This window comes from Sphingobacterium sp. G1-14 (assembly GCF_002196555.1).
Classification (GTDB): domain Bacteria; phylum Bacteroidota; class Bacteroidia; order Sphingobacteriales; family Sphingobacteriaceae; genus Sphingobacterium; species Sphingobacterium siyangense.
In genome coordinates this window covers 4,553,490-4,577,478 of sequence record NZ_CP021381.1, presented here as the reverse complement: position 1 = coordinate 4,577,478, position 23,989 = coordinate 4,553,490, and the positions used below count along the sequence as shown (strand labels likewise).

Sequence of the window (23,989 nt, the reverse complement as noted above, 5' to 3'; positions counted from 1 at the left end):
TAATATCGATATTTCGCGGTTCAATTTTCCATTTGAGATCGAGATGTTAACAATATAATTCTATTTTTTTGCTATATTCCGTTTTGAAATGCTAAATAGGATAATCACTATAACTGCTAAGGCCAAAGTCAATATCCCACCATACAGAAACTCACGCTCAGGGTATTTTGTTCCCAGATAACCTGCAATCGGATAGGCAATTGCCCACCATAAATGCGAAAAAGCAAAGTGTGTACCATATACTTTTCCTTGATCTTCAGGCGCAATATTTTCGCCGATCAATGTTTCCGAAGGCATGTCGGCCAATGTCTGTCCTATACCTGCCAAGATCCATAGGAATATCAGGCCATTGAACGGAACAAAATTTGCAAAACTGATCGCAAAACCGATAAGCAGTGCTCCGCCGATCAACGACGAACGTCTTGTTTTAGATTTATCCAGACTACCCAATAGGAAAGCAGATATCGCAGCACCGATCCCGAAGACGGCCATAATCCATCCATAATGTTTGTCATCAAGATCGAGAGATGTCTTGATAAGACCAACCGTGTTTACAAGGACCAAGGCTCCCGCTACCGCAGATATAAATTCGATGCTCAGTGAAAAACGCAATATTCTATTTCCAAACAACAAATGGACACTTTTAAAAATTTCAGCCCATGTGCTCTTCACCTTTTTATTTAAGATATCAACACCCTGTTGCAAGGAAGCTTGGGGAATCGTCACGATAAGTATGATGGCCAGCACAAGCATGACAGCATCTACAAAGAAGATCTGTTTCGCTCCCAGCCAAGCGGAAAAAATGCCCGCTAGTGCTGGACCAAATACACTCAAAAGTTGAAACGTAGCCATGGATAGCCCATTCGCTTCACGATAAAGATCCTTTTGGATAACCTGTGGAATAATTGCTCTGTAGGTTGGAGTGAAGAATGCCGCAAATATATTGAGTACAAAAATCAACACATATATCTGCCATTCGCTGTTTACAAAAGGCAACAGACAAACAACAACTATTCGCCCCAACTGCGTAATCAATAAAATATTCTTCCGTCTAAACCTATCCGATACAATACCAGCAAATGGAGAAAATAAAATATACGCAGTGACTCGCAGTGTCAGAGCAGACGCCAGTATTTTGGCAGAACCATTCGGATTTAAGCTATAGGTTAATAAAGCTATTCCCAGCCAGGTAAAAGCGTCACCAAAAAGACTGGCTATCTGCGCAAAATACAATTTTGCGAATATCCTGTTTCTTAGAGCCGAAAATGGTTTGATCATATTTTGTGTGAAGGTTTCCATATTTTAATCGTTTTTATCAGCATACATTGTGTCTCATTTCAATCCTTTAGTATAGTGAACCAATTTTATCGCTTATAGATCAAGGTGTATGACTTCGATTTGTGTGAATGTCAGCCAATAAAAATGAAATAATAAGTAGTACAATAAAAGCAATCACTGCTACGGCGATCCAGGCCAAACCTGTCATCTTGGGCGTATGTTTTTTCTTGATGCCTCCTCTTTTTTTTGATTGAGGAGGCATTGCAATTTTTCTTTTTTTCTTTTTCCTTACAGATTTCATAACAACTGGATAAGGTCAAGCTTACTATTCTTCCTCTTCGGCATTTCTGATTGCGGAGAGTATAGTATAAGCATTTTTAGTTACTATAGTAATTTGATCTGGGTTAACTGACGAAGATAGGGTTATAGCAGTAAAGCCGCTTTGTTCCACTCCCTTAGCTACCTGAAGTAGCTCAAATGTATAATTACCTTTAGACTGTTCCTGTTGTACGACAATATAATTTTCTCCTTCCAGTTGTACAAGAGCATCCGTCGGTACTGCATCCCGCAGTTCAGCTCCTGTTTCCAAAAATGCTTTTACATACATCCCTGGCAGTAGTCCGGATTGTTTTGTAAAACGACAATGCACGGCAATCATCTTGTTGTCATCGGCAGCCTGACCTACCAGATATACATTTGCCGTTCTGTCATAGGAGGTTTCATTGGAAAGCGAGAATTTCACTGTCTGACCTTTTTTGATCTTTGCCATATCCTTCTCAAAAGCATTGAGTCTGAGGTGAAGGTCACTCGTACCCATAATTTCAAAGAGCACGTCCGTGGGTGCAACATATTTTCCACGATTGATATTGCTCGTTTTGATAAAGCCCGAAATGGGTGCATATACGTTTGCGGTCCGTGTTATGTTGTTTGTTTTTTTCAGTGCCACACTGTTGATACCGACCAACGCCATCTGTTGTTGCAGACCTGATATTTTGGCTTTAATGACCCTTAGATCGGAGCTGACCTGTTGAAAGGTCTTTGCCGAATTTACATCTTCCTGTCTCAGGTCTCGTTGTCTTTTGTATTCCTCCTCCAGAAACTCCAGACGCCCAAGGCTCTCCAGGTATTCCTGCTGCATGCTAATAAACTCTGGGTTTTCCAATGTTGCCAACAGTTGGCCTTTTCTGATTTCCTGACCTTGCAGCAGACCCGCAGTTGTTATGTACCCACCTAGAGGGGCAGATACTGAAGCAATATCGCCAGGTTCAGCATCCACTGTTCCTGTCATTTTAATGATGCCGCTGAGACTGCGTTTTTCTACCTTGCCGGTTTGGATATCTGACAGTTTGTATTGATCGGCTGTAAAAGTGATCGTCCGAGCCTTATTTTCAGTACTGTCTTTTGCACTGGATTCGGCAGTTGTCGCTTCTTTGTTGTCGCTATTTTTTTGTTCACCACAGGAAGAAAGCAATGAAGCAGATAAGAACAGAAGTGGAATATATGTTGTTAACGATGTTTTCATTGTTAAAAGTTTTAATTTATTTATTTCCTAAAACAGCCTCGATCGCTATTATAGTGCGGTTGTATTTATACAGGTTGTCCAGATATTCAGCCTGAATGGTATTTGAAAGAGTCAGGTTTTGAAGATATTGTGTGTACGATATATCTCCACTTTTGAAACTTTTATCCGAATTGGCAATAATAAGCTGGGCTTGGGGCAATGCCTGCTGTTGATAATAAATGAGCGATTTTTTGAACTTGAGGTATTCTTGAACAAGTTCCTTCAATTGTCCGTTCAGATTTGTTTGCGCCAGATCAACTTGTGCCTGTGCACGTTGTTCATTGATGCGTGATGCGTTGATCTTTGCCCTATATCCTCCCGGGAATATTGGAATACCTAAGCCAACCTGAAAGAAATTAAAGCGGTCCATACCTGTATAGGTTCTGTCAATACCATTGATCGTCTGCATGCCTTTGTAGGTCTGACTGCTAAATCCAAGAATAATATCAGGGAGTGCTCTGCTTTTTTCAAGTTCTGTTGTCTTGCGACTTACCTCGATCTCCTGTTTGAGATAGGAAAGCAAAGGGTTATCTTGTGAATTAAGGCTTTGCTGATCCAAAGAGAGATCTTTTGCCAGCAATTCCTTCTCACTGATGACAACATCTACATTGATATTCAGCAAGGTTTGTAGCATTTGTTGCGCAATGGTGATATCCGATGCGTTCTTCTCCAGCTCATTCTGTATTTGCTTGGACTGTACTTCTGACGTGACATTCTCCAGACTGGTCGCTTCCCCCGCACGATACCGTGCATTGCTGGCCTTGCTCAACTTAATATAGATGCTATCTTGTTGCAGCAGCAATTTTTTCTTTTCAAGTGCGTATTGATACTGTGTATAAGCCAGTTTTACTTCGCGCCTGAGGTCATTTTCCGTCAGTGCTTTATAGGCCATGCTGCTCTTTACCTTTTCTTCGGCTACTTTGGACTGTCTGCCATATACGGTGGGGAAGTCCAGTCGCTGGGTGAGGTTGATGAGATTGTCCGTTACCGTTGGATTACTTACAACCCCCTGTGTGTAGGAAACCTCTGTCTTTGGCATGGTTATGCTCCCTTTCTTGAGTTCCTGCTGTAGACCGATATCGTAGTTGGCAATCCTGATCTGATGATTGTTCTTCAGGGCAATATCGATCGCCTGTTGTAGCGATAGCGATTTTAGTCCGTTATTGTCCGCTTGCTGGGCTTTGCTTATTGCTGGGAGTGCCAACAAGGGGACAATAAGCCATGCGATTGCTGTGTTCATCTTATTTTTTTTAGAAGATTTGGAAAAATAGATGTAAAGGACGGGTAATACCAGTATTGTAAGTGCTGTTGCTGTGATCAGACCACCAATGACTACGGTAGCCAGCGGCCGTTGCACTTCTGCTCCCGATGAAGCCGAAATTGCCATCGGTAGAAATCCTAGTGACGCTACTGTTGCGGTCATCAGTACCGGCCTTAGACGCATTTTGGTTCCGATACGTACCCTTTCCTCAATATCGGTTATACCTTCGGCTTCGAGTCTATTGAATTCGGCAATCAGTACGATACCATTCAATACAGCTACACCAAATAAGGCAATAAAACCCACACCGGCCGATATACTGAAAGGCATATCGCGGATCAACAGCGCGAATACTCCGCCGATTGCCGAAAGTGGGATGGCTGTGAAGATCAGTAAGCCCTGTTTGACTGAGTGGAATGTAAAGTAAAGTAAGATCAAAATAAGGAGTAGTGCTACTGGTAATGCTACAGCAAGTCGACCGTTTGCTTCTTCCAGATTCTTAAACTGGCCACCATAGGTTACATAATAACCTGCAGGCAATTTTACCTTGGCAGCGATAACGTCCTGAATATCATTTACGATGCTTTTGACATCACGGTTTCTCACGTTAAAGCCCACCGTTATCCGTCTTTTGGCGTTGTCGCGTTGTATCTGTACGGGCCCGGGTTTATAGCTTATTTCTGCAAGTTCATTGAGCGGAACCTGTTGTCCATCAGGAGTACTCACAAATAGATTCTGTACATCGGTGATATCTACCCGAGAGGCACTATCCAATCTGACCACAAGGTCAAATCTCCGTTCGCCCTCATAGACCAGGCCCGAAATCTTTCCTGCAAATCCTGCCGATACGACGCTGTTGATATCTTCCACGTTCATTCCATACTGACCGATCTTATCCCGGTTGAAGCTGATATTGATCTGCGGTAGTCCTGTTATTTCTTCGATGTAAAGATCTTCGACACCAGCAATGGATTTGATCTTCTTGCCGATATCAGATCCAATGTCGGAGAGGATATCGAGGTCTTCGCCGTATATCTTGATGACGACATCCTGTTTAGCACCGGTGAGGAGCTCATTAAAACGCATTTGGATTGGCTGCTGGAAGCTGAATGTCGCATTAGGAATCACAGCAAGAGATTCCTGCATTTTTTCGATCAATTCCTCACGGTTTTTTGCACTTGACCATTCCTTTTTCGGCTTTAATACCACTATCATGTCGCCAGCTTCGATCGGCATAGGATCTGTAGGGATCTCCCCAGAACCGATTTTGTTGACGACCTGTTTTACCTCTGGGTAATTCTTGAGCAATATATCCTGGGCCTTTTTCGATACGGCGATCATCTGGTTGATTGAGCTTCCAACGGGGACACGGGTTTCGACTGCAAAATCGCCCTCATCCAGCTGCGGGATAAATTCTGCACCCATGCGGTGAAATGTCCAAACAGTAATAGCAAATAGAGCTACGGCAACCACCACCACCAAAAGCTTCTTTTTCATTGCCCCCTCAATGATAGGGCTGTACACTTTTTGTATCGCATTCATCATGCGGTCCGAGAAGTTTTCCTTGTGCGAAGTCTTTTTGCTCAGTACCAAAGCCGACATCATAGGCACATAAGTAAATGATAGCAAGAAAGCACCAAGGATGGCAAAAGAAACCGTCTGCGCCATCGGCGTAAACATTTTACCTTCTACACCGACCAAAGCGAGTAAAGGAAGATAGACTATCAGAATAATAATTTCGCCAAAAGCTGCCGCGGAACGTATTTTTCGCGAAGATTCGTATACTTCCTCATCCATTTGCTCCTGTGTTAGTTTTTCGATTCCGCCATACCTCATCTTGCTCCCAGCGATGCGGTGCATGACCGCTTCGACGATGATGACGGTACCGTCGACAATGATTCCGAAATCAATTGCCCCCAAACTCATGAGATTGCCCGACACACCAAATAGGTTCATCATGCAGATCGCAAAGAGCATGGTCAGTGGAATGACGGAGGCTACTACAAGTCCGCCACGTAGATTTCCCAAAAATAAGATCAGTACAAAAACCACAATCAGGGCTCCCTCGATCAGGTTTGTCGATACGGTTGATATAGCTCCGTCAACAAGCTTTTTGCGATCCAGAAAAGGTTCTATTTCTACACCTTTAGGTAGGCCCTTCTGTATTTCCGCTATTTTTTCCTTTACATTGGAAATCACTTCCGAAGAATTGGCGCCTTTCAGCATCATCACAATTCCGGTCACAGTTTCACCCTGCCCATTACGGGTAGCAGCACCATAGCGGGGACCATTTCCAAAACCCACGTCGGCCACATCTCTGATATATACGGGCGTACCGTTTTCCTTTTTAATAACGATATTTCCAATTTCTTCGGTATTTTTTACCAGACCCTCAGTGCGGATAAAATATGCATTGGGCCCCTTGTCGATATAAGCACCGCCTGTATTCTGGTTATTTTTTTCGAGGGCATTAAATATATCCGAAATGGTTATATTCTGGCTCGCCAGTTTATCCGGATTGACTGCAATCTGATATTGTTTGACAAAACCTCCGAAGCCGCTCACCTCTGCCACACCCGGTGTTCCGAGTAGTTGTCTTTTGATGATCCAGTCCTGAATGGTACGTAGTTCGGTAGCGTCAAATTTATCTTCATATCCTTTTTGTGGATGTACGACATACTGAAATATCTCGCCCAATCCAGTTGTAACAGGCGCCATTTCAGGTGTACCGACACCTGGAGGAATATTTTTTGAAGCAATGCTAAGCCGTTCCTGCACCTGCTGGCGGCCCCAGTAGATGTCCACCTTTTCTTCGAAAACGATTGTGACAATAGATAGTCCGAAGCGGGAGAAAGAACGCATATCCTTTATTCCCGGTATACTGACCATCGTTTGCTCCACCGGAAAGGTGACCAGCTGTTCCACCTCCTGGGCGGCGAGCGTTGGTGATACCGTGATCACCATGACCTGATTGTCCGTAATATCAGGTGTCGCATCAATAGGAAGTCTGGTTATAGAATATGTACCCCAGCATATCAATGCCAGGGTAAATAAACCGATCACCAACTTATTTTTGATAGAAAAATGAATGATCTTATTTAACATATTATCATGTTGTTATTAGTTATTGTTTAAGGAGATACTGGCCTTTCAGTTTTATATTGACCGTAATATCTTCAGTTGTATAATTTTTGAAATACCAGCCTTGAGGTCCCTCATAAGGTGCCAAAAATGAACCTGCAACATTATTTGAGTAAGCGATAGTATAGCTTTCAAAGTAATTGTTGTAGCCTTTCACCTCGCCATGAAAATCAAAATAGAGTTCGCCTTTGTCTGTGCTCCACTCATAGCGCAATGCGCCGTATTTGAGCATATTGACTTTATATTCGAGCCCTTTACCTGCAGGCACCAACACATTCACCTCATCAGCTCGATCCGCAAGTTGTGTTGCAGGTGGCGGATTGTCTGCAGCGCTAGGTCTGGCTACGTCAGGACCAGAACCTACATTGGCCAGTGTGATAACTTTATGAGCTTCCGCCGACGATGCCGATTTTTCCTCGCCTTTAGGTACATAGAGTTTTATAAAACCAGTTGCTTTTCCGATACCTAAAGGATCTATCCCATATTCCGCGGGTAGCACAGCACTTACCAGTAGCACTGTTCCGACGATAAATGCGATGATCACTTGCTTGACGATCGATTTTTTGTCCAATATTTGATGTGTTATTTCTGACATTTTTTTTTGATTTTAGGAGTTTAGATAACCGACTATCTGGTAGCCGAACAAGAGAAAACCTGCTGCCATGAGCAGTGTATTTGTTAATGTAGAGAATTTAAGAAAGCTTGGGTATCGCCGCCAGTTTGTAATGACGAAGAGGACCAGTGCCAAAGCGATGAATTGACCGATTTCAACACCGATATTAAACCCAATGAGGTTGGTCAGCAATCCTTCTCTGCTGAAACTCAGTTCCTGCAGTTTACTGGCTAGGCCAAATCCGTGAAATAGTCCAAATATCAGTACGGCGGCTTTGGTGTTCGGCTGAAAACCCAAGAAACGCTGGAATCCTCCTAAATTATCAAAACCCTTGTATACAATAGAAAGCGCGATTATGGCATCAATCAGGTAAGAGTTGATGGCCATGTTAGCCAGCACACCTAGTAATAGTGTTACACTGTGTCCGATGGTAAAGAAACTGACATAGAGAAGTACTTCCTTTGTTCGATAAAGAAAGAATATGACACCGACAAGGAACAATAGATGGTCATAGCCGGTCAACATATGTTTGGCGCCTATATACAGAAAGGGCACAAAAGCTACTCCCGAGTTTCCGCTTAGAAATGTCTGTGTGTCTTCATCGACACCGTGGGCAAATAGAGTTGCCGATAATATCAACAATAACACTGTTGATAAAACTACTTTTATATAATGCATCTGAATTTAAATCTTATGCCTATGCCTGCACTTGTCTATACCGAAAAGCTGACAAGTACCGACAAAGTGCGTGGTATGTTTAAATAGAAAATAAATTAGTGCTTATGTCCGTGAGCTTTATCAATGCTATCCTGGTTTACCACCTTTGTTGTACTACTATCTTGAGCAGGCGTTGCGGAAGTATGGCCACCCGATGGATCATGCGAATGTCCATGAGCTTTGTCTATACTGTCCTGATTGACGGATTCAGTTGTTGAAGGATTATCAGAAGTTGATTTGCTGTTATTGGCGCAAGAAGTAAAGATAAGGGCAGTACATACTGCAATGTAAAATGAATTTTTCATCGTTTTTTTATTAAAATATGATTGATTTAAGATTGCCTAGGATATAGGCAAGAGTAGAATCTTAGCTTTCAAAAAGGATTTGAAAGTTAAGCAACGATGAAAATAGGAGGGCCTCGGAGAGAGTAACCACAATGTAAGGGAGCCTGATAGGTGATATGCCTATCTGGTGGAAAAGTGTTCTGCTGGAAAGTGATGATAAATTTCCAGCTCATGCTGAATTCGGGTAAAGTTGCCAAAAAAGGCTTTACAGTATCTTTGACAGCATGATCTTTTTTGTCTTCGGAGTTTGTATAAGTAATCTGGTCCCCAGTATGTTGAATAGAAGAGAATAGGTGGCCTATATCGGTTTTTCCATTATTGGATTCAACAGTATTTAGGTGCGTATGTTCTTCAAATTCATCATGGTGATGGTGTGCAAATAGACCGTGCCCAAAAATAATTACTTGGGCCACTAATAAGAATAATGTTGTTAGTCTTTTTTGCATACTCGGAGTAAAAGTACAAATTAATCATAAGAATATCTCTATTAAGTTCTATATTGTTTTGCTGTTTTTCCAAAACTCTTTTTAAAAATCTTGTTTAAATGGCTTTCGTCGGTGAAATTTAGTTCATTGGCAATTTCTGATATTGTTAAATCACTAAATTTTAATCTTGTCTGAACTAGATGAAGCTTATATTGTATAATATAAGCTTTTATTGTGCTCCCGGTTTCTTTTTTAAAATATCTATTAAGGTGATCTGGAGATTTACCAAAATCAGAGGCTATCATTTTAATTTTCAGTAGCTCATTGTCATAGATATGTTGTTGTATATATGTTGTTATTTCGTGAACTTTACTTTTTGGATTGTCTATTTTAGAGAAAAGAGAAATGCTTTCTTGAATTTTTCTGGCGATCAAATGAAGCAATAGATAGATAATGTCTTGGACAATAATATCATCAAAGAATTGTGACCTATTTTTCTCTTTTAACAATTGATGGACAAGAGCTTTAAAAATGGCACTTTCATCTTTGGATATTAGATTTCCTTTTATGGCGTGATGGTTATGAAATATATATTCAAGTTGTTTATAGATTTCTGTTATATGTATCTGGCTTTCGTCAATTCTTATATTCTTAAGGAAAAATCCTTTTGTGAAGTCAATTATACAAACTTTTGTCGGAATTGGGATTTCGAATGTATGGGAGTCTTCCGGCGTCAAAAGGAATACGTCGCTGGAAAATAGTATAGGGATGGAAAAGTATGTTTCCTTTTGTGCCGATGCTAAAGGCATTTTGTTTCAAACACTTTTCGACAGCGTGAACACCGAGTTGCAAGAATACGGACAAATGGAAGAACCTACCATTGTGAAAAGGTTTGATGGTAGTGATATTACTGCCAATACCCTTGAATTTGAAAACCGTGTTTTTGCCTTAATTGAGGAATTGATATACATACTGAATAACTTTTAGATACTCTAACATGAAAGATATAACACAAAACTTCGGAACACTTTACCACCCTTTATCGGCTTTGGTTTTTTACCAAACCAAAGGGAATAATAAATACACCTATGTAGAACATTTTGATATGGACAAGAACGGTAATCCTATCAATGCTCATCCTTTGACAGAAAGAGAAGCTAAAGAATTGGCAAAAGCACTCAATACCAAAAAGGAAAAGAGCAAGGCATTTTTAAAATCTAACGGCATTCTGCCTACCAACGTCCTGCACATTAATCCGAGTGAAAACGGTACGGTGCTTTGGTACACCAAGCCACGAAAAGTAAAAATGTTCTTTACTGAAAGTCTTGAAATACCAAACGGTACGGCGAAAGTACCTGCAATGCTTTGGTATGCAAGCAAGCAGAGCCTTATTGTTTTCGCCCTTGAAAAAGACCACAGACCTACCGAGAATACCGTATTATTTCACGCACCATTTTTCAATATTTACGAGGACGGACACGTATGTATGGGAACTGTAGATATCAATATCAAAAATTCTGCTTCGGTGGAAGAATTTATGCAAGCGTGGGAAAGCTACTTTTTTAACAGCTATTTCAGTCACTTGGTAAACGAACACAACCCCATAAAAGGAAATTGTGTAAGCCTTTGGAAAGACCTCATCGGCACAGACAAAGCCTTTCCTAAAGATGTATTGAAAAAGACAAACAAGACCATAAAAACGATATTGTAATGAGCAAAGAAATTTTAAAAGTCCATTTTACGGACAGCGATTTGATAAATCCTACCAACCCGATAATTGTAAACGTAATCGGTGTAGGTGGTACAGGCTCAAAAGTAATGACTGCCTTGCTTGAAATGAACCACAGCCTAAACGAGTTAGGACACGCAGGGTTGTTTATTCGTCTTTGGGATTATGATGTAATTACCCAAGCCAATTTAGGAAGACAGCGTTTTGCAGAAAGTGAGGTCGGTTTGTACAAATCCGTTGCTATCATTAACCGTATAAATCGCTTCTCAGGTACGAACTGGAAAGCAGTAGCAAGGAAATTTGAAAAAGACAATAACGGCAAATTTCCCGATAACGTCGGAGCAAGTATTTATATTTCCTGTGTAGATAGCGTAAAAGCAAGATTTGAAATTGCGGATATATTAAGTGAATTGGGCAACGGAAGAGCCTATTCCAACCGCCCACGCTATTGGTTAGACTTTGGCAACAGCAAACATACAGGGCAGGTTTTACTATCTACCATAGGAAAAATTCGCCAACCCAATTCAGAGAAATACGAAACGGTGGCAAGCCTGCCAATGGTTACGGATGAATTTGGCGAACTGCTTAAACAGTCCGAAGTGGATGACGATACACCGAGTTGTTCCCTTACCGAAGCCTTGGAAAAGCAGGACTTGTTTATCAATTCCTCATTGGTGCAGATGGGTTGTTCGTTGTTATGGGGCTTGTTCCGTAACGGTTTGACACCATACAGAGTTTTTTTTCACAACCTGAAAGATTTCCGCACCCACCCTATAAAAGTCGCCTGATTGGAAAATCGGGCGGCAAAATGGGATACCTACCCACCATCCATTCCGGCACATTTTACCAAACAGGTTGCGACATTATTTGAGGGATATTCATTATCCCTTTCGTTGTTTTAAGGAACTTCTTTTCTTGCCACATTGGCGACCAAAGAAAAGAAGCAAAAGAACGCCGCAGGTTATATCTGGAGAGCAGTCTAAATTGATTAAATTTGGAACTCCTAAATAATACCAATATATCAATGATAAAAACCGAAATCAGCATAATAGTCAATCGAAAAACAGATATTGATTTAATACAACAAAAAATTATCGAGAATAATTTTAGATTTCCTGTTTATGTCTTGGAATTTGAAGAAGGTTTTCAAATAAAAACTACAAGTGATTATGAGGAATGGGAGTTGGATACTTTAATATTAAACAGTTTTCCAGAGTATGAATTTACCACTGACCTTGAGAAAGGCAGGAAGGAAATAAGGTTACAAATTTCAAGATATCAATCTGAACTATCTACTGATGGCTGGGGAAGAAGAATTGAAAATCCTTTAGATGAGACAAAATATCTGATAAAAAAATCGGTTCAGAAAACCCCGAATTTTAACCCCAAGGTAAAAGTTTTATTTGGAGACAAAGAACAGTTTTATCAAGTAAACATTATAGATGGTATTAATGAAGCAACGAATGAAAAAGGCTTCCTATTACTGAATGAGTTTAAAAATAATGTGAATGATGATACTGATTTTTTCAAAGATCGACTTTATAAATCTAAGATAGAGGCATTTCATTTTGGATGCGATAAGATGCGTAAGTTGGTAGATAATGATTTTGCTTTTTACCTTGAAAATGAAAAGAAAAAAATCAGAGAAATTCAAAAGATACCGCGAAAAATCATCAGGGATTTTATAAAGGCTTGCAACAGTTCCGACGAAAGTAGTATCCTGAAAAATCTTGACGAGAATATCACTTTTGAAGAACGCAAAAACTGGAAAACTATATTTGAAACCGAAGGTCTTTCGAAATTCAGAGAATATTTGAAATCATCCGAACAACAATTGTGTGGCAAGGATTTTAAAATTCGATCATCCTGGAATTTCAACTTACCAAACGTAACTATTGGTGTTAAGTATTTCCCCAAATCATTAAACTCAGAAGATCGACCATTTCAAAAATATGAACAGATCCAATTTGTAATAGAAAATGATAAGATAATTAAGGTTTATTATCAAATTTAAAGAAATAATGTAACCCTATTTTTCAATAAGACGAGTTACCAAACTATCTCTACAGAGAGACCTTCTTGTCTTATCAATGCATTTCAACAATATTTTTTATAAAGCTATTGCAGTTTTTGATATATTATCGTAATATTGCGATATAAATAAAAAAACAAATGGGTGTCACGAAGACTGAAATATTTACAGAAGAGCAAAATCATTTAGCTATTACTTTGAAAGCACTGGCGCATCCTGCAAGAATTGCCATTTTACAATATATCATCAAGCAGAATGCCTGTATCTGTAATGATTTGGTTGAAGAATTGGGATTGGCACAGGCCACCATTTCACAGCATTTGAAAGAATTAAAGAACATTGGCATCATTAAAGGAAATATTGAAGGGACAAGTGTATGCTACTGCATCAATGAGACAGTTTGGCAACAAGTTAAAAATGAACTCAATACTTTCTTTGTGGATGATATAATCATTGAAAAATGCTGTTAAGGCATTTTTTTAAAGCCTTCATATATCGCTACATTGCAATATATCATTTACTAAAATAATATCAACAATATGAAACTATCAGAAATCAAAGAAATCCTTCCGACATTGGAAAATGTTGAATTCCAATTAGAAAATGGAACTTTTGTACCCGAACATTTCCACGTTACCGAAGTGGGGCAAATAACTAAAAATTTTATCGACTGCGGTGGCGTAATTCGTGCCGAAAAAGTGGTAAGCTTTCAACTATGGAATGCCAATGACCTTGAACATCGTTTAAAACCCACCAAACTTTTAAACATCATTAAGCTTTCGGAAAAAAAGTTAGGTATGGAAGATGCCGAAATTGAAGTAGAATACCAAAGCAATACCATTGGAAAATATGATTTAGAGTTCATCGGAAAAACATTTGTCCTGAAAAACAAAACTACAGCTTGTTTGGCAGAAGATGCTTGCGGTATTCCGTCAGAAAAGCAAAATTTAATAGAATTGAACGTAAATCAAACCAATACTTGCACACCAGGTGGCGGATGTTGTTAATCATAAAATAAATATGGAACATTTCAATCGAAAATCCCATTGGGAAAATATTTACGAGAGTAAACCTTTAGAAACAGTGAGTTGGTATCAGCCCAATCCAGAAACTTCATTAAATTTTTTTCATCAATTCAACTTACCGAAGAGTGCAAAAATTATTGATATTGGCGGAGGAGACAGCTTTTTGGTTGACTACCTACTTGATTTAGGTTATGTCGATATTACCGTATTGGATATTTCCAATGCCGCTATCCAACGGGCAAAGGAAAGATTAGGCAGTAAAGCCAACAAGGTACACTGGATTATTTCAGATATTTCAGATTTTGTACCCACTCAGCAATACGACTTTTGGCACGACAGGGCAGCGTTTCATTTCCTGACGGAGAACCACGAAATAGAAAATTATATACAGACTACGACCAAAGCAATTGCCCCGGATGGCATTTTAGTGATGGGAACCTTTTCTGAACAAGGTCCCACAAAATGTAGTGGCATAGATATCAAGCAATATTCGGATAGTAGCTTGTCGAAATTATTTGAAAACTCCTTTGAGAAAATCAATTGTATAACCGTTAATCATACGACACCATTTGATACCGATCAGAATTTCGTGTTCTGTAGTTTCCATAAAAATTAAATCCCCCATTATGTATTCAGTATTATCAAAAACAATCGAACAAGTACAAAAGCAAAACATTAGCGAAGAACGTAAAACTATATTACAGCCACTGATCGATTTTGTACAGCAAAAAACAGCTCATAAGCGGGAAATAAATATCAACTTCATTTGCACCCATAATTCCCGCAGAAGCCATTTGTCTCAGGTTTGGGCACAAGTAGCCAGTGCGTACTTCAATATTGCAAATGTACATTGCTTTTCCGGCGGAACGGAAGAAACAGCACTATTTCCGAAAGTGGCAGAAACATTGGCTAATCAAGGTTTTAGCATCTTCAAAATTGCAGACACACATAATCCTGTATATGCTATAAAGTACAGTGAAAATGCTTTACCAATAATCGGTTTTTCCAAAAAATACGATAGCCCTTTTAATCCGGTTTCAGCGTTCGCAGCTATTATGACCTGTTCGCAGGCAGACGGTGGTTGCCCTTTTATAGCAGGAGCAGAAAAAAGAATTCCCATCACTTTTGAAGACCCTAAAATTTCAGATAATACACCGGAGCAATTAATGGTATATGCAGAAAGGAGTTTACAGATAGCAGGCGAAATGTTTTATGTCTTTTCAAAAATCAGCCGATAACCTATGCAACCAAAACTAAAATTTCTTGACCGTTACCTGACCTTATGGATATTCCTTGCCATGGCATTAGGTGTAGGATTGGGTCATTTCTTTCCCACAATTTCCAATGTTACAAACAGCTTGTCAGTAGGTACTACCAATATTCCCTTAGCAATAGGATTAATACTGATGATGTACCCACCATTGGCAAAAGTGGATTATTCCTTGCTACCTAACGCGTTTAAGGATAAAAAAGTAATCGGCATATCCTTATTGTTGAATTGGGTAATCGGTACAGTATTAATGTTCGGATTAGCTGTTTTGTTTTTACGCAACGAGCCCGATTATATGACAGGCTTAATACTGATAGGCTTAGCAAGGTGTATCGCCATGGTTATTGTATGGAGTGATTTGGCAAAAGCCAACAGAGAATATACAGCTATGTTGGTTGCTTTAAATAGTATCTTTCAGATATTGAGTTACAGTTTTTTGGTTTGGCTGTTCATCAATGTATTACCAGCAAAATTAGGTTTAGCCAATTTCAACGTAAGTGTATCTATGAAAGACGTAAAAGAAAGCGTATTGATATACTTAGGAATTCCGTTTTTGACAGGTTTTTTAAGTCGTTATTTTTTAGTCAAAACCCAAGGAATTGAATGGTATAACAGAACATTCATACCCAAAATATCGCCTATTACTTTGTATGCTTTACTCTTTACTATCGTATTGATGTTTAGCTTGAAAGGCGACAAAATAGTAGAGTTACCAATGGATGTGATAAAAGTAGCCATACCCTTAATCATCTATTTTGTATTGATGTTTTTCGTGAGCTTCTTTATCAATAAATTGTTGAAACTTCCTTACGACAAGAACGCATCAATCGCTTTTACTGCTACAGGTAATAATTTTGAATTGGCAATCGCCGTATCTATAGCGGTTTTCGGTATTCATTCGCCACAGGCATTTGTTGGCGTTATCGGCCCACTGGTTGAGGTCCCTGTTCTTATACTTTTGGTTAGGGCAAGTTTGTGGTTAAAAAAGAGGTATTATAGTTAATTTTATAAAGACAATATTGAAGTTCCAGCAAATTGAAAAATTCTATTTATATAAAAACCAAAATTGAAGCGGCAGCATTATTAAAAGCTGCACCGTTCCGGAAAGAAATTCGCAAGACCGAACCGCACAAACACAACAGCTATTTTGAAATTATTTATTTAAGAGAAGGAAGCGGTTTCCACACCATCGACCATACTTCATTTTCAATTAAGCCACCCACCGTATTTTTTGTTCGTAAAGAACAGGTACATCATTGGGATATGACAGATACACCTGACGGCTTTGTTCTGCTTTTAAAGAAGGGATTTCTCGACCAATCGATGGACAGTGAGCTGAAAAGTCTTTTATCCAAACTCAGCGAATTAAGTTGCATCTATCTGAAAGAAACAGAAAGTGTAGATACTATATTTCAACTGCTCACTACAGAGAAAGACTTTACCGTTACCGAAGGATTATTGAAGGCACTATTTGCTAAAATATTGATTTCAGCAAAACCTTTGACTAATAAAACGAGTAAAACCGATGATGTAATTACAGTTTTCAGGGAATTGCTCAACCAACCAAACGACCTTCGAAACAATGTTGCTCACTATGCAGAAAAGCTCCATACGACACCACAAAATCTCAATGCTATTTGTCGTAAAACACTAGACCAATCAGCTACAGAGGTAATTGCTGAACATATCATCAGTGAGGCAAAGAGGCAATTAATGTATACAGAAAGTCGTGTTTCTGAAATTGCCTATAGTTTAAATTTTAATGACACTTCCCATTTTGTAAAATATTTCAAACGGTACACAGGTCTTACGCCACAAACCTTCCGGAATACCTAAATCATACCGTTTTATTTTCAAATATACCGTATGTGATAGTTTGTATTGTACGAGATTTGTATGGCGTAAAATACAGGTTATGAAATATTTGACATTTTTATTTATACTTTCTTTTTTTTCAGCTTGTAATCAAAAACAAGAAGCTGTTGAAGGACAGTGGATAAAAGGAAACGAGCAGGAGAAACTTGAAACGATAGAAAATCAATTTCGTGGATTTGACATGGCAAAGGTTGAAACCGGATATCGTTATCAGGAATTATATTGGGCAGGACAAGACGAAAACTGGGAGTATGCTGATTATCAATTGGAAAAAATCCAAAAGGCGATAGAAAATGGATTGGAAAGAAGGCCTAAACGGGCACAATCCGCACAGCATTTTCTAACCGTTACACTCCCCCAAATGAAAGAGGCACTAAAAAAAAAAGGATACAGTTGTTTTTAATAAGAACTTCCAAGTACTTACCAATAGCTGAGTTAGCTGTCATGCAATGGAAAAAGTACCTTTTTTTACTGTAAAAACTCCGACAGAAAGACAATCACCCATCAGAAAATAATGCTTGAGGATATCAAACAGATAGATACAAATATTCTATTATGGCTAAATGGAAGCCACAACGAATTTTGGGACGAAGTAATGTGGTTTGCCAGCGGCAAATACACTTGGCTTCTTTTTTATGTTGCACTGATAATTTTGCTTATCTGGAAGTATAAAAAGGATGCCATCCTAATGATTTTATTAATCGTATTGCTCATCACAATGAGTGATCAGTTGGCTTCCGGCATATTTAAACCACTATTTGAAAGGCTGCGTCCAAGTCATAATCCAGCATTGGAAGGTGAGCTACATATAGTAAACAATTATCGTGGCGGCAAGTTCGGTTTTATTTCTTCTCATGCTGCCAATGTCTTTGCTTTGGCATTTTATTTAACCATATTAACTAAACAAAATCTGAAATGGCTCCCAATTATTCTCATCCCATGGGCAATTTTTGTCAGTTTGAGCAGGATTTATTTAGGCGTACACTATCCCGCTGATATTTTAGTTCCAGCTATTTTAAGTATGCTTATTGCAGGGATGGTAGCCCATTTATATAAAATATACAATCCAAAATTCATAAAACTATTTAATCATGATGTTTCAAAAAATAACTAAGACAAACCTATCAAAAACTACCATACTTATTCGACTGATGGTAGGTGCCGTATTTCTTTCGGAAGGAATACAGAAGTTTTTATTTGCAGACACCTTAGGTGCAGGACGTTTTGCAAAAATAGGTCTGCCTAATCCTGAGTTTTTGGGTCCGTTCGTTGGCAGCTTTGAAATTGTTTGTGGATTTTTAATTCTTATTGGACTTCTGACAAGATTGGTGAGCATTCCTCTTATCATTATTATGTTCGTTGCTATTGCAACAACTAAATCAGAAGTTTTAGCAGAAAAAGGATTTTGGGAAATGATGCATGGAAGTCGTACAGACTGGGCGATGCTTTTGGGTAGTATCTTTCTATTGATAAAAGGTGGAGGTCGTTGGTCGATAGATAGCTTGACAAATATTCCTAAATAAATAGGACAATTTCAATCACTTAAATATAACATATCATTTTAGACAATTTATATGAATAAGATACTATTTTCTGCTATTGCGTTAATGTTTGCTACAACAGCAATGGCACAACTTCCTAAAATTCCTGCTACATACAGTAACCTGGGCTATGATACTAATGGAAGATTATATTTTGAAAATAAGGGTGAAAAATACTTTGCTGAAGAATTTAAAAATCCACTAACGATCGAACAACTTCTTGGTAAACCGGAAGCTACTGAAAATGGGGTTCAGATGGATTTTGGGACTTTAAAAGGCACGGTAACCTATGGCTTGATCCCTTACGGAAAAGTTCCGCATCCCCTTCCCGTATATCGAAAAACCGTCAAAATTGAAGACGGTAAAATAGAGCTCAATATAAAAGAGGATTTCAAGTATCCGTATGATTTTGTAGACTGGAAGAAAAATGGGTACCTGAACCTTGGCTACCGAATTGCTGATGAGCAGGGTATGCTTTTGTTTGATGGCATAATTGCTTTAAAAGGTGAAGGACCATTTGAAGTCATACCGGCAATTTATGAAGGACCTTTTGTAAATATGCTTACTGATAACTCTGCTGTAATCTGGTGCAAAACCACACATCCCGTAAAGGCCGAAATTGAAATCAATGGCAAAGTTTATAAAGATGAGCACGAAACAACGCTGCATCGCTGGAATATAGCAGGACTTACCCCAAATACAAAGCACAACTATAAGGTAAAATATGGGATACAATCGCAATCGTATCATCTTAAAACTGCACCATCTAAAGGCAGCAGAGAAGCGTTCGTATTTGGTTATGCAAGCGACAGCCGCCATGCTACAGGTGGAGGTGAACGGAAAATCCTTGGAGCCAACGCCTACATAATGAAAAAAATGGCTGCACTTGCTCACATGAAGGACGTGCGCTTTATGCAATTCACCGGTGATATGATTAACGGCTATTTGAGCAGTAAAGAACAGCAGAGACTGGAATATTCTAACTGGAAAAAATCCATTGAACCATTTTGGCACTACATGCCCTTTTATATAGGTATGGGTAATCATGAAGCATTAGGTCTTATTTTTAAAGATGAAAACGGCAAGCAACAGGCATTTATTGATGCTTTTCCTTATGAGACCCAATCAGCAGAAGCACTTTTTGCAGAGGAATTTGTAAATCCTGAAAATGGTCCAGATAACGAGGATGATAACAAGTATGACCCTGACCCTAAAAATATAGACTTCCCTTCCTATAAGGAAAATGTGTTTTATTATACCTACGGAAACGTGGCGATGATTGTCCTTAATAGCAATTACTGGTATGCACCTTCCATTGCTAATCAAACGGCTTCCAGCGGAGGGTTGCATGGGTATTTAATGGATAACCAACTTCAATGGCTTCGTGAAACGATCTCAAAATTGGAAAGAGACAAGAATATTGACCATATTTTTCTTACACAACATACTCCTGCATTTCCTAATGGAGGACACAGTAAAGATGTGATGTGGTACAGCGGTAACAACGAAAAAAGACCCTACATTGGAGGAAAGCCCGTTGATAAAGGAATTATAGAACGCAGAGATGAATATTTAGATATTTTGATTAATCAAAGTAAGAAAGTGGTGGGGATGCTTACAGGCGATGAACATAACTATAACTGGTTAAAACTGACGGCTGATATGCCAATTTACCCCGAGAATTATCCGCATAAAAAACTTAATGTATCGCGCCCAATCTATCAAATCAATAATGGTGCAGCAGGAGCTCCTTATTATGGTCAGGAAGTATTGCCATGGAGTAAGCATACCCAGTCATTTAGCGTGGAAAATGCACTTTGCCTGTTTTATGTGGAGGGAAAAAAAATAACAATGAAAGTATTCAATCCGGACACTTTAAATCAAATAGATGAAGTCGAATTAAGATAATTAAAATGCAAGAGAATGTAAACGTAAAAGAAATCGCAAAAGTTTTCGGTAAGTTAGGTATTATAGGGTTTGGAGGTCCGGCAGCACATATTGCCATGATGCGTGACGAAGTGGTGGTTAAACGAAAATGGATGAGTGAACAGCATTTTTTGGATCTACTGGGTGCTACCAACCTTATTCCAGGACCTAACAGCACGGAAATGGCTATTCATATTGGCTATGATAAAGACGGTTGGAAAGGATTGTTAACAGCAGGTTTATGCTTTATTCTGCCTGCCGTATTTATCACTGGAATTTTCGCATATTTATATAATCTTTACGGACAGCTACCCGAAGTACAACCTTTTATCTATGGTATCAAACCTGCTATAATAGCCATTATTCTGGCAGCAATTTATCCATTGGCAAAACAATCTGTCAAATCCATAAATTTAGCTCTTATTGGTATTGCTGTTTTGTTCGCAGCGGTGTTTGGAGTTAATGAAATTTATTTAATGTTTGGTGCAGGTTTGTTAGCATTTGGATTGCACACGGTTCAGAACAGGCAAAATGATACTTTGCAAAGTATTGTTCCGTTTACCTTTCTTCAAATTACACAGACAACTTTTTGGACAGCGACAAATGCCAAACTGTTTTGGACATTTCTTAAAATTGGCTCCATACTTTATGGGAGCGGATATGTGCTGTTTGCCTTTTTAGATACAGAATTGGTTGCAACAGGTCTGCTCACAAGACAGCAACTAATGGATGCCATTGCGGTAGGACAGTTCACACCCGGTCCTGTTTTTTCATCGGTAACGTTTATTGGCTTTCAAATCAATGGGCTTTCAGGAGCCATTATCTCAACTATTGCCATTTTCCTGCCATCATTTGTTTTTGTGGCACTGCTTAATCCGTTAATGAAAAAGCTACGAAATTCTAAAGGATTATCTTCCTTTTTAGATGCCGTGAATGTAGCATCGGTAGCCATAATCATAGCGGTGTGTTACGAAATGGGTAAAGAAACTATTACTGATTGGCGGACGATGTTAATTGCAGTTTTGAGCATTGCAATAACTTTTGGATACAAAAAATTAAATAGTGCTGTTATAGTTTTGGGCGGTTCCTTATTAGGATATGTATTATTTCAAATTTGATAAAAATTTAGATTATTATCTTCATAAGGAGAAACTGTACAAATTCGTAACTTTCTCAGATTAACTGTCCATACCGATAACGGTTTCTATTACTCTTTCAAAATCATCAACATCGCTTCCAAGTAGTAGATAACTTGAAAACCCAATCTCTAAAAGAGATTTCCCAACTTTCTCATCATCAATATCGCTATGGGCAACCAGTTTGATTGCAGGGTACTCTTTCCTTAATTCTTGAAGCTGTTTAAGCACATTTTGGTCGTAAAAATCCAAGTCAATAATACAGACTTTGGGGATTTTGTTCAATGAAGACAACTGTGATAACCCGTTTTCTATGCTTTCTGACCTAGATAGGATTTCCATTCCAGATGCAGCGAGATCTTTGCAGATGTTATCGGTTACAGGGCTTTTGTCATTGATAAAAGACAGGGAGATTGTTTCTTGTACAGTACCAGTTTTCATACGTTACCTTTTTTTGAGTTAGATGAAGTTCCTGCACAAAAAGAAAGCGCAGGCAACTACACTTACCGCACATTGAGGTACTGGTATACCCGACAACGAATAAGCGAGCGCCCACGCCTATGGCATGAGCGTTCTTCCTTATCGTCCCGTTGTCTAAAAATTACCAGTTTTCAATGTGGGACTTAAAGCAAAAACACTTTAAGTATTTCTATATTTTACATAGCAAAGATACTAAACTCGTTTCGATATAGAAATATGATTGCTTGAAATCCGTTATTTGTTCTTTTGTCCATTGCAGACATAGTTTTGTTCAAGTATCCGTAAAAGGTCGGTTTGCTTAAAAATGATTTTGCCGCCTATCTGGATGTATGGGAGTATTTGGTCATCACGATATTGCTGTAAAGTCCGTCTGCTGATGTGTAACAGTTTACACACGTCTTCGCCTGAAAGATATATTTCACCGTTCATTACAGGACGGTAGTTTTTCAATATGCTTTCAATACGGGTGCGTAGCTGTGTAATCATTTCCCTGTGGGCAATGATTTCGTCACTATCATTCGTGAATAAATCCATTTTCAGTAGTATTGTCCGGCTGTCTGGCTTCGAGCAAAGTCTGTACATCCGAGCGTTTATAATAATTTTTGCGGTTCAGTTTTGAATACGGTAAAAGTCCTTTGCTTTTGTAGGTCTGTAAAGTCCGTTTGGTAATGTTCATCATCAGGCACACTTCTTGGTTATCAAGCCACTGTTCCTCTTTAAAAATGGGCGTATATTTCTGTGTGGCATTTTCGGTCAGTTCCAAAAGTGCTTTTAGCTCATTTTTCATTCCGTCTAGTGCGGACTTTTGTATTGCTAAGACTTCCATATCCAACTTGTTTTTTATTTCAAAATCTAATTTATAAAGTCTTTTTTCGTATTTTTCTATATTGTACTCATTGGCACTGGAAGGCAGCATTTGGCTGGACAAGAGCAGTTATTTGATGGTTTTAATAAATCAATAATTAGCTATCACAGTTGATTTTTTACCAAATGGTAAATATGCCAAATGATATTATTTTTAACTTGCACATATGGAAGAACTGATTGAATATATTCTGCAATTTGGAAATCTTAACAAGCAGCAAATTGAACTTGTAATAAGCAAGGGACAAATCCTGCAATTAAAAAAAGAGGATTATTTTTCTGAGGCGGGGAAAATTCCAAAGCAGGTTGGGTTTATAGTAGAAGGAGTTATTCGTGGCTGTTATTACAATAATAAAGGTGAAGAAATTACCCGTTGCTTCATCAGCGAAAACAGCCTGGTATGTGATTATGTCAACTTCGAGGCGAATGCTACGTCATCTGAGTACTTGCAAGCTATTACAGATTGTAGTCTTATCGTATTTTCAAAGAAGAATTGGGAAGAACTATCCCATATTATCGTTGGTTGGGAGAATATTAAAAATAAAATGGTGCAGCTGTGCATGTACCAAAAATCAAGGAAAGGCCCGGTAATTTCGCAGGACGCTACAACAAGATACCTTGAATTTTTGGAAAATTATCCTTCATTGACCAACCGTGTTCCATTATCATACATAGCTTCCTATTTAGGGGTTACACAACAATCTCTTAGCAGAATACGGAAAAACATCCGCTGATACACTTTTTACCATTTGGTAAATGATGCCGCTGTCT

At 38.8% G+C, this 23,989-nt stretch carries 26 protein-coding genes; 15 read left to right on the top strand and 11 right to left on the bottom strand.

Translation table 11 applies throughout. From position 1 onward, the window contains the following. Positions 1 to 60 precede the first annotated feature (60 nt). From CBM24_RS19765 to CBM24_RS19725, 8 genes are all read right to left on the bottom strand, one after another. Positions 61 to 1,299: an MFS transporter gene (locus CBM24_RS19765; RefSeq protein ID WP_088162424.1), complete on the bottom strand. Its 1,239-nt coding sequence runs from the start codon at positions 1,297 to 1,299 to the stop codon at positions 61 to 63. Positions 1,300 to 1,603: 304 nt separating this feature from the next. Continuing rightward, complete coding sequence (locus tag CBM24_RS19755) at positions 1,604 to 2,800, bottom strand: efflux RND transporter periplasmic adaptor subunit (RefSeq protein WP_088162422.1); 1,197 nt, start codon at positions 2,798 to 2,800, stop codon at positions 1,604 to 1,606. A gap of 16 nt (positions 2,801 to 2,816) precedes the next feature. Continuing rightward, positions 2,817 to 7,205, bottom strand: a complete 4,389-nt coding sequence (locus CBM24_RS19750) for a CusA/CzcA family heavy metal efflux RND transporter (protein WP_088162421.1) — start codon at positions 7,203 to 7,205, stop codon at positions 2,817 to 2,819. 19 nt (positions 7,206 to 7,224) lie between these two features. Continuing rightward, positions 7,225 to 7,836, bottom strand: a complete 612-nt coding sequence (locus CBM24_RS19745; RefSeq protein ID WP_088162420.1) for a hypothetical protein — start codon at positions 7,834 to 7,836, stop codon at positions 7,225 to 7,227. 12 nt (positions 7,837 to 7,848) lie between these two features. Beyond that, complete coding sequence (locus CBM24_RS19740; protein ID WP_088162419.1) at positions 7,849 to 8,532, bottom strand: HupE/UreJ family protein; 684 nt, start codon at positions 8,530 to 8,532, stop codon at positions 7,849 to 7,851. Between the two features lie 95 nt (positions 8,533 to 8,627). Beyond that, entirely contained in the window at positions 8,628 to 8,876 is a 249-nt protein-coding gene (locus CBM24_RS19735; RefSeq protein WP_088162418.1) for a hypothetical protein, read from the bottom strand. 86 nt (positions 8,877 to 8,962) lie between these two features. After that, positions 8,963 to 9,361 carry a hypothetical protein gene (locus CBM24_RS19730; RefSeq protein WP_088162417.1) on the bottom strand — a complete coding sequence of 133 codons (399 nt, stop codon included), beginning with the start codon at positions 9,359 to 9,361 and terminating at the stop codon, positions 8,963 to 8,965. A 41-nt stretch (positions 9,362 to 9,402) separates the two neighbouring features. Continuing rightward, complete coding sequence (locus CBM24_RS19725; RefSeq protein ID WP_088162416.1) at positions 9,403 to 10,149, bottom strand: helix-turn-helix transcriptional regulator; 747 nt, start codon at positions 10,147 to 10,149, stop codon at positions 9,403 to 9,405. Between the two features lie 188 nt (positions 10,150 to 10,337). Between CBM24_RS19725 and CBM24_RS19720 the strand changes: the two genes are divergently transcribed. From CBM24_RS19720 to chrA, 14 genes are all read left to right on the top strand, one after another. After that, the gene (locus CBM24_RS19720) at positions 10,338 to 11,051 is read left to right on the top strand and encodes a PRTRC system protein B (protein WP_088162415.1); all 714 of its coding nucleotides are present in this window, start codon (positions 10,338 to 10,340) and stop codon (positions 11,049 to 11,051) included. Next, entirely contained in the window at positions 11,051 to 11,857 is an 807-nt protein-coding gene (locus tag CBM24_RS19715) for a PRTRC system ThiF family protein (protein WP_088162414.1), read from the top strand. The genes CBM24_RS19720 and CBM24_RS19715 overlap by 1 nt, the downstream gene beginning before the upstream one ends. 236 nt (positions 11,858 to 12,093) lie before the next feature. Then, complete coding sequence (locus tag CBM24_RS19710; protein WP_088162413.1) at positions 12,094 to 13,083, top strand: hypothetical protein; 990 nt, start codon at positions 12,094 to 12,096, stop codon at positions 13,081 to 13,083. A 158-nt stretch (positions 13,084 to 13,241) separates the two neighbouring features. After that, positions 13,242 to 13,571, top strand: a complete 330-nt coding sequence (locus CBM24_RS19705) for an ArsR/SmtB family transcription factor (protein WP_088162412.1) — start codon at positions 13,242 to 13,244, stop codon at positions 13,569 to 13,571. 69 nt (positions 13,572 to 13,640) lie between these two features. Continuing rightward, positions 13,641 to 14,108 carry a DUF6428 family protein gene (locus CBM24_RS19700; RefSeq protein WP_088162411.1) on the top strand — a complete coding sequence of 156 codons (468 nt, stop codon included), beginning with the start codon at positions 13,641 to 13,643 and terminating at the stop codon, positions 14,106 to 14,108. A gap of 13 nt (positions 14,109 to 14,121) precedes the next feature. Continuing rightward, positions 14,122 to 14,742 (top strand): class I SAM-dependent methyltransferase, encoded by a 621-nt coding sequence (locus tag CBM24_RS19695; RefSeq protein ID WP_088163685.1) that lies wholly within the window; start codon positions 14,122 to 14,124, stop codon positions 14,740 to 14,742. A gap of 10 nt (positions 14,743 to 14,752) precedes the next feature. After that, a complete protein-coding gene (locus CBM24_RS19690) occupies positions 14,753 to 15,364 on the top strand; it encodes a low molecular weight phosphatase family protein (protein ID WP_088162410.1) in 612 nt (203 codons plus the stop codon). 3 nt (positions 15,365 to 15,367) lie between these two features. Beyond that, the gene (gene arsB / locus CBM24_RS19685; protein WP_088162409.1) at positions 15,368 to 16,399 is read left to right on the top strand and encodes an ACR3 family arsenite efflux transporter; all 1,032 of its coding nucleotides are present in this window, start codon (positions 15,368 to 15,370) and stop codon (positions 16,397 to 16,399) included. 32 nt (positions 16,400 to 16,431) lie between these two features. Next, positions 16,432 to 17,232, top strand: a complete 801-nt coding sequence (locus CBM24_RS19680; RefSeq protein WP_088162408.1) for a helix-turn-helix domain-containing protein — start codon at positions 16,432 to 16,434, stop codon at positions 17,230 to 17,232. A 79-nt stretch (positions 17,233 to 17,311) separates the two neighbouring features. Then, on the top strand, positions 17,312 to 17,674 hold the full coding sequence (locus CBM24_RS19675) for a hypothetical protein (RefSeq protein ID WP_198385962.1): 363 nt from the start codon (positions 17,312 to 17,314) through the stop codon (positions 17,672 to 17,674). Between the two features lie 111 nt (positions 17,675 to 17,785). Next, on the top strand, positions 17,786 to 18,385 hold the full coding sequence (locus tag CBM24_RS19670; RefSeq protein ID WP_088162407.1) for a phosphatase PAP2 family protein: 600 nt from the start codon (positions 17,786 to 17,788) through the stop codon (positions 18,383 to 18,385). Next, positions 18,363 to 18,794, top strand: coding sequence for a DoxX family protein (locus CBM24_RS19665; RefSeq protein ID WP_232475580.1), 432 nt, complete (start codon positions 18,363 to 18,365; stop codon positions 18,792 to 18,794). The genes CBM24_RS19670 and CBM24_RS19665 overlap by 23 nt, the downstream gene beginning before the upstream one ends. 51 nt (positions 18,795 to 18,845) lie before the next feature. After that, entirely contained in the window at positions 18,846 to 20,720 is a 1,875-nt protein-coding gene (locus tag CBM24_RS19660) for a metallophosphoesterase family protein (RefSeq protein ID WP_112375939.1), read from the top strand. Between the two features lie 5 nt (positions 20,721 to 20,725). Then, a complete protein-coding gene (gene chrA / locus CBM24_RS19655; protein ID WP_088162404.1) occupies positions 20,726 to 21,856 on the top strand; it encodes a chromate efflux transporter in 1,131 nt (376 codons plus the stop codon). A gap of 60 nt (positions 21,857 to 21,916) precedes the next feature. Here chrA and CBM24_RS19650 read toward each other — a convergent pair whose 3' ends face one another. From CBM24_RS19650 to CBM24_RS19640, 3 genes are all read right to left on the bottom strand, one after another. Next, complete coding sequence (locus CBM24_RS19650) at positions 21,917 to 22,315, bottom strand: response regulator transcription factor (protein ID WP_049038343.1); 399 nt, start codon at positions 22,313 to 22,315, stop codon at positions 21,917 to 21,919. Positions 22,316 to 22,588: 273 nt separating this feature from the next. Then, positions 22,589 to 22,888 (bottom strand): helix-turn-helix domain-containing protein, encoded by a 300-nt coding sequence (locus CBM24_RS19645; protein ID WP_088162403.1) that lies wholly within the window; start codon positions 22,886 to 22,888, stop codon positions 22,589 to 22,591. Next, the gene (locus CBM24_RS19640; protein ID WP_026706479.1) at positions 22,869 to 23,180 is read right to left on the bottom strand and encodes a helix-turn-helix domain-containing protein; all 312 of its coding nucleotides are present in this window, start codon (positions 23,178 to 23,180) and stop codon (positions 22,869 to 22,871) included. Before CBM24_RS19640 ends, CBM24_RS19645 begins: the two co-directional genes overlap by 20 nt. 205 nt (positions 23,181 to 23,385) lie before the next feature. On the opposite strand from CBM24_RS19640, the gene CBM24_RS19635 reads away from it, so the two are divergent. Then, on the top strand, positions 23,386 to 23,952 hold the full coding sequence (locus CBM24_RS19635; protein ID WP_088162402.1) for a Crp/Fnr family transcriptional regulator: 567 nt from the start codon (positions 23,386 to 23,388) through the stop codon (positions 23,950 to 23,952). Positions 23,953 to 23,989: the final 37 nt, after the last annotated feature.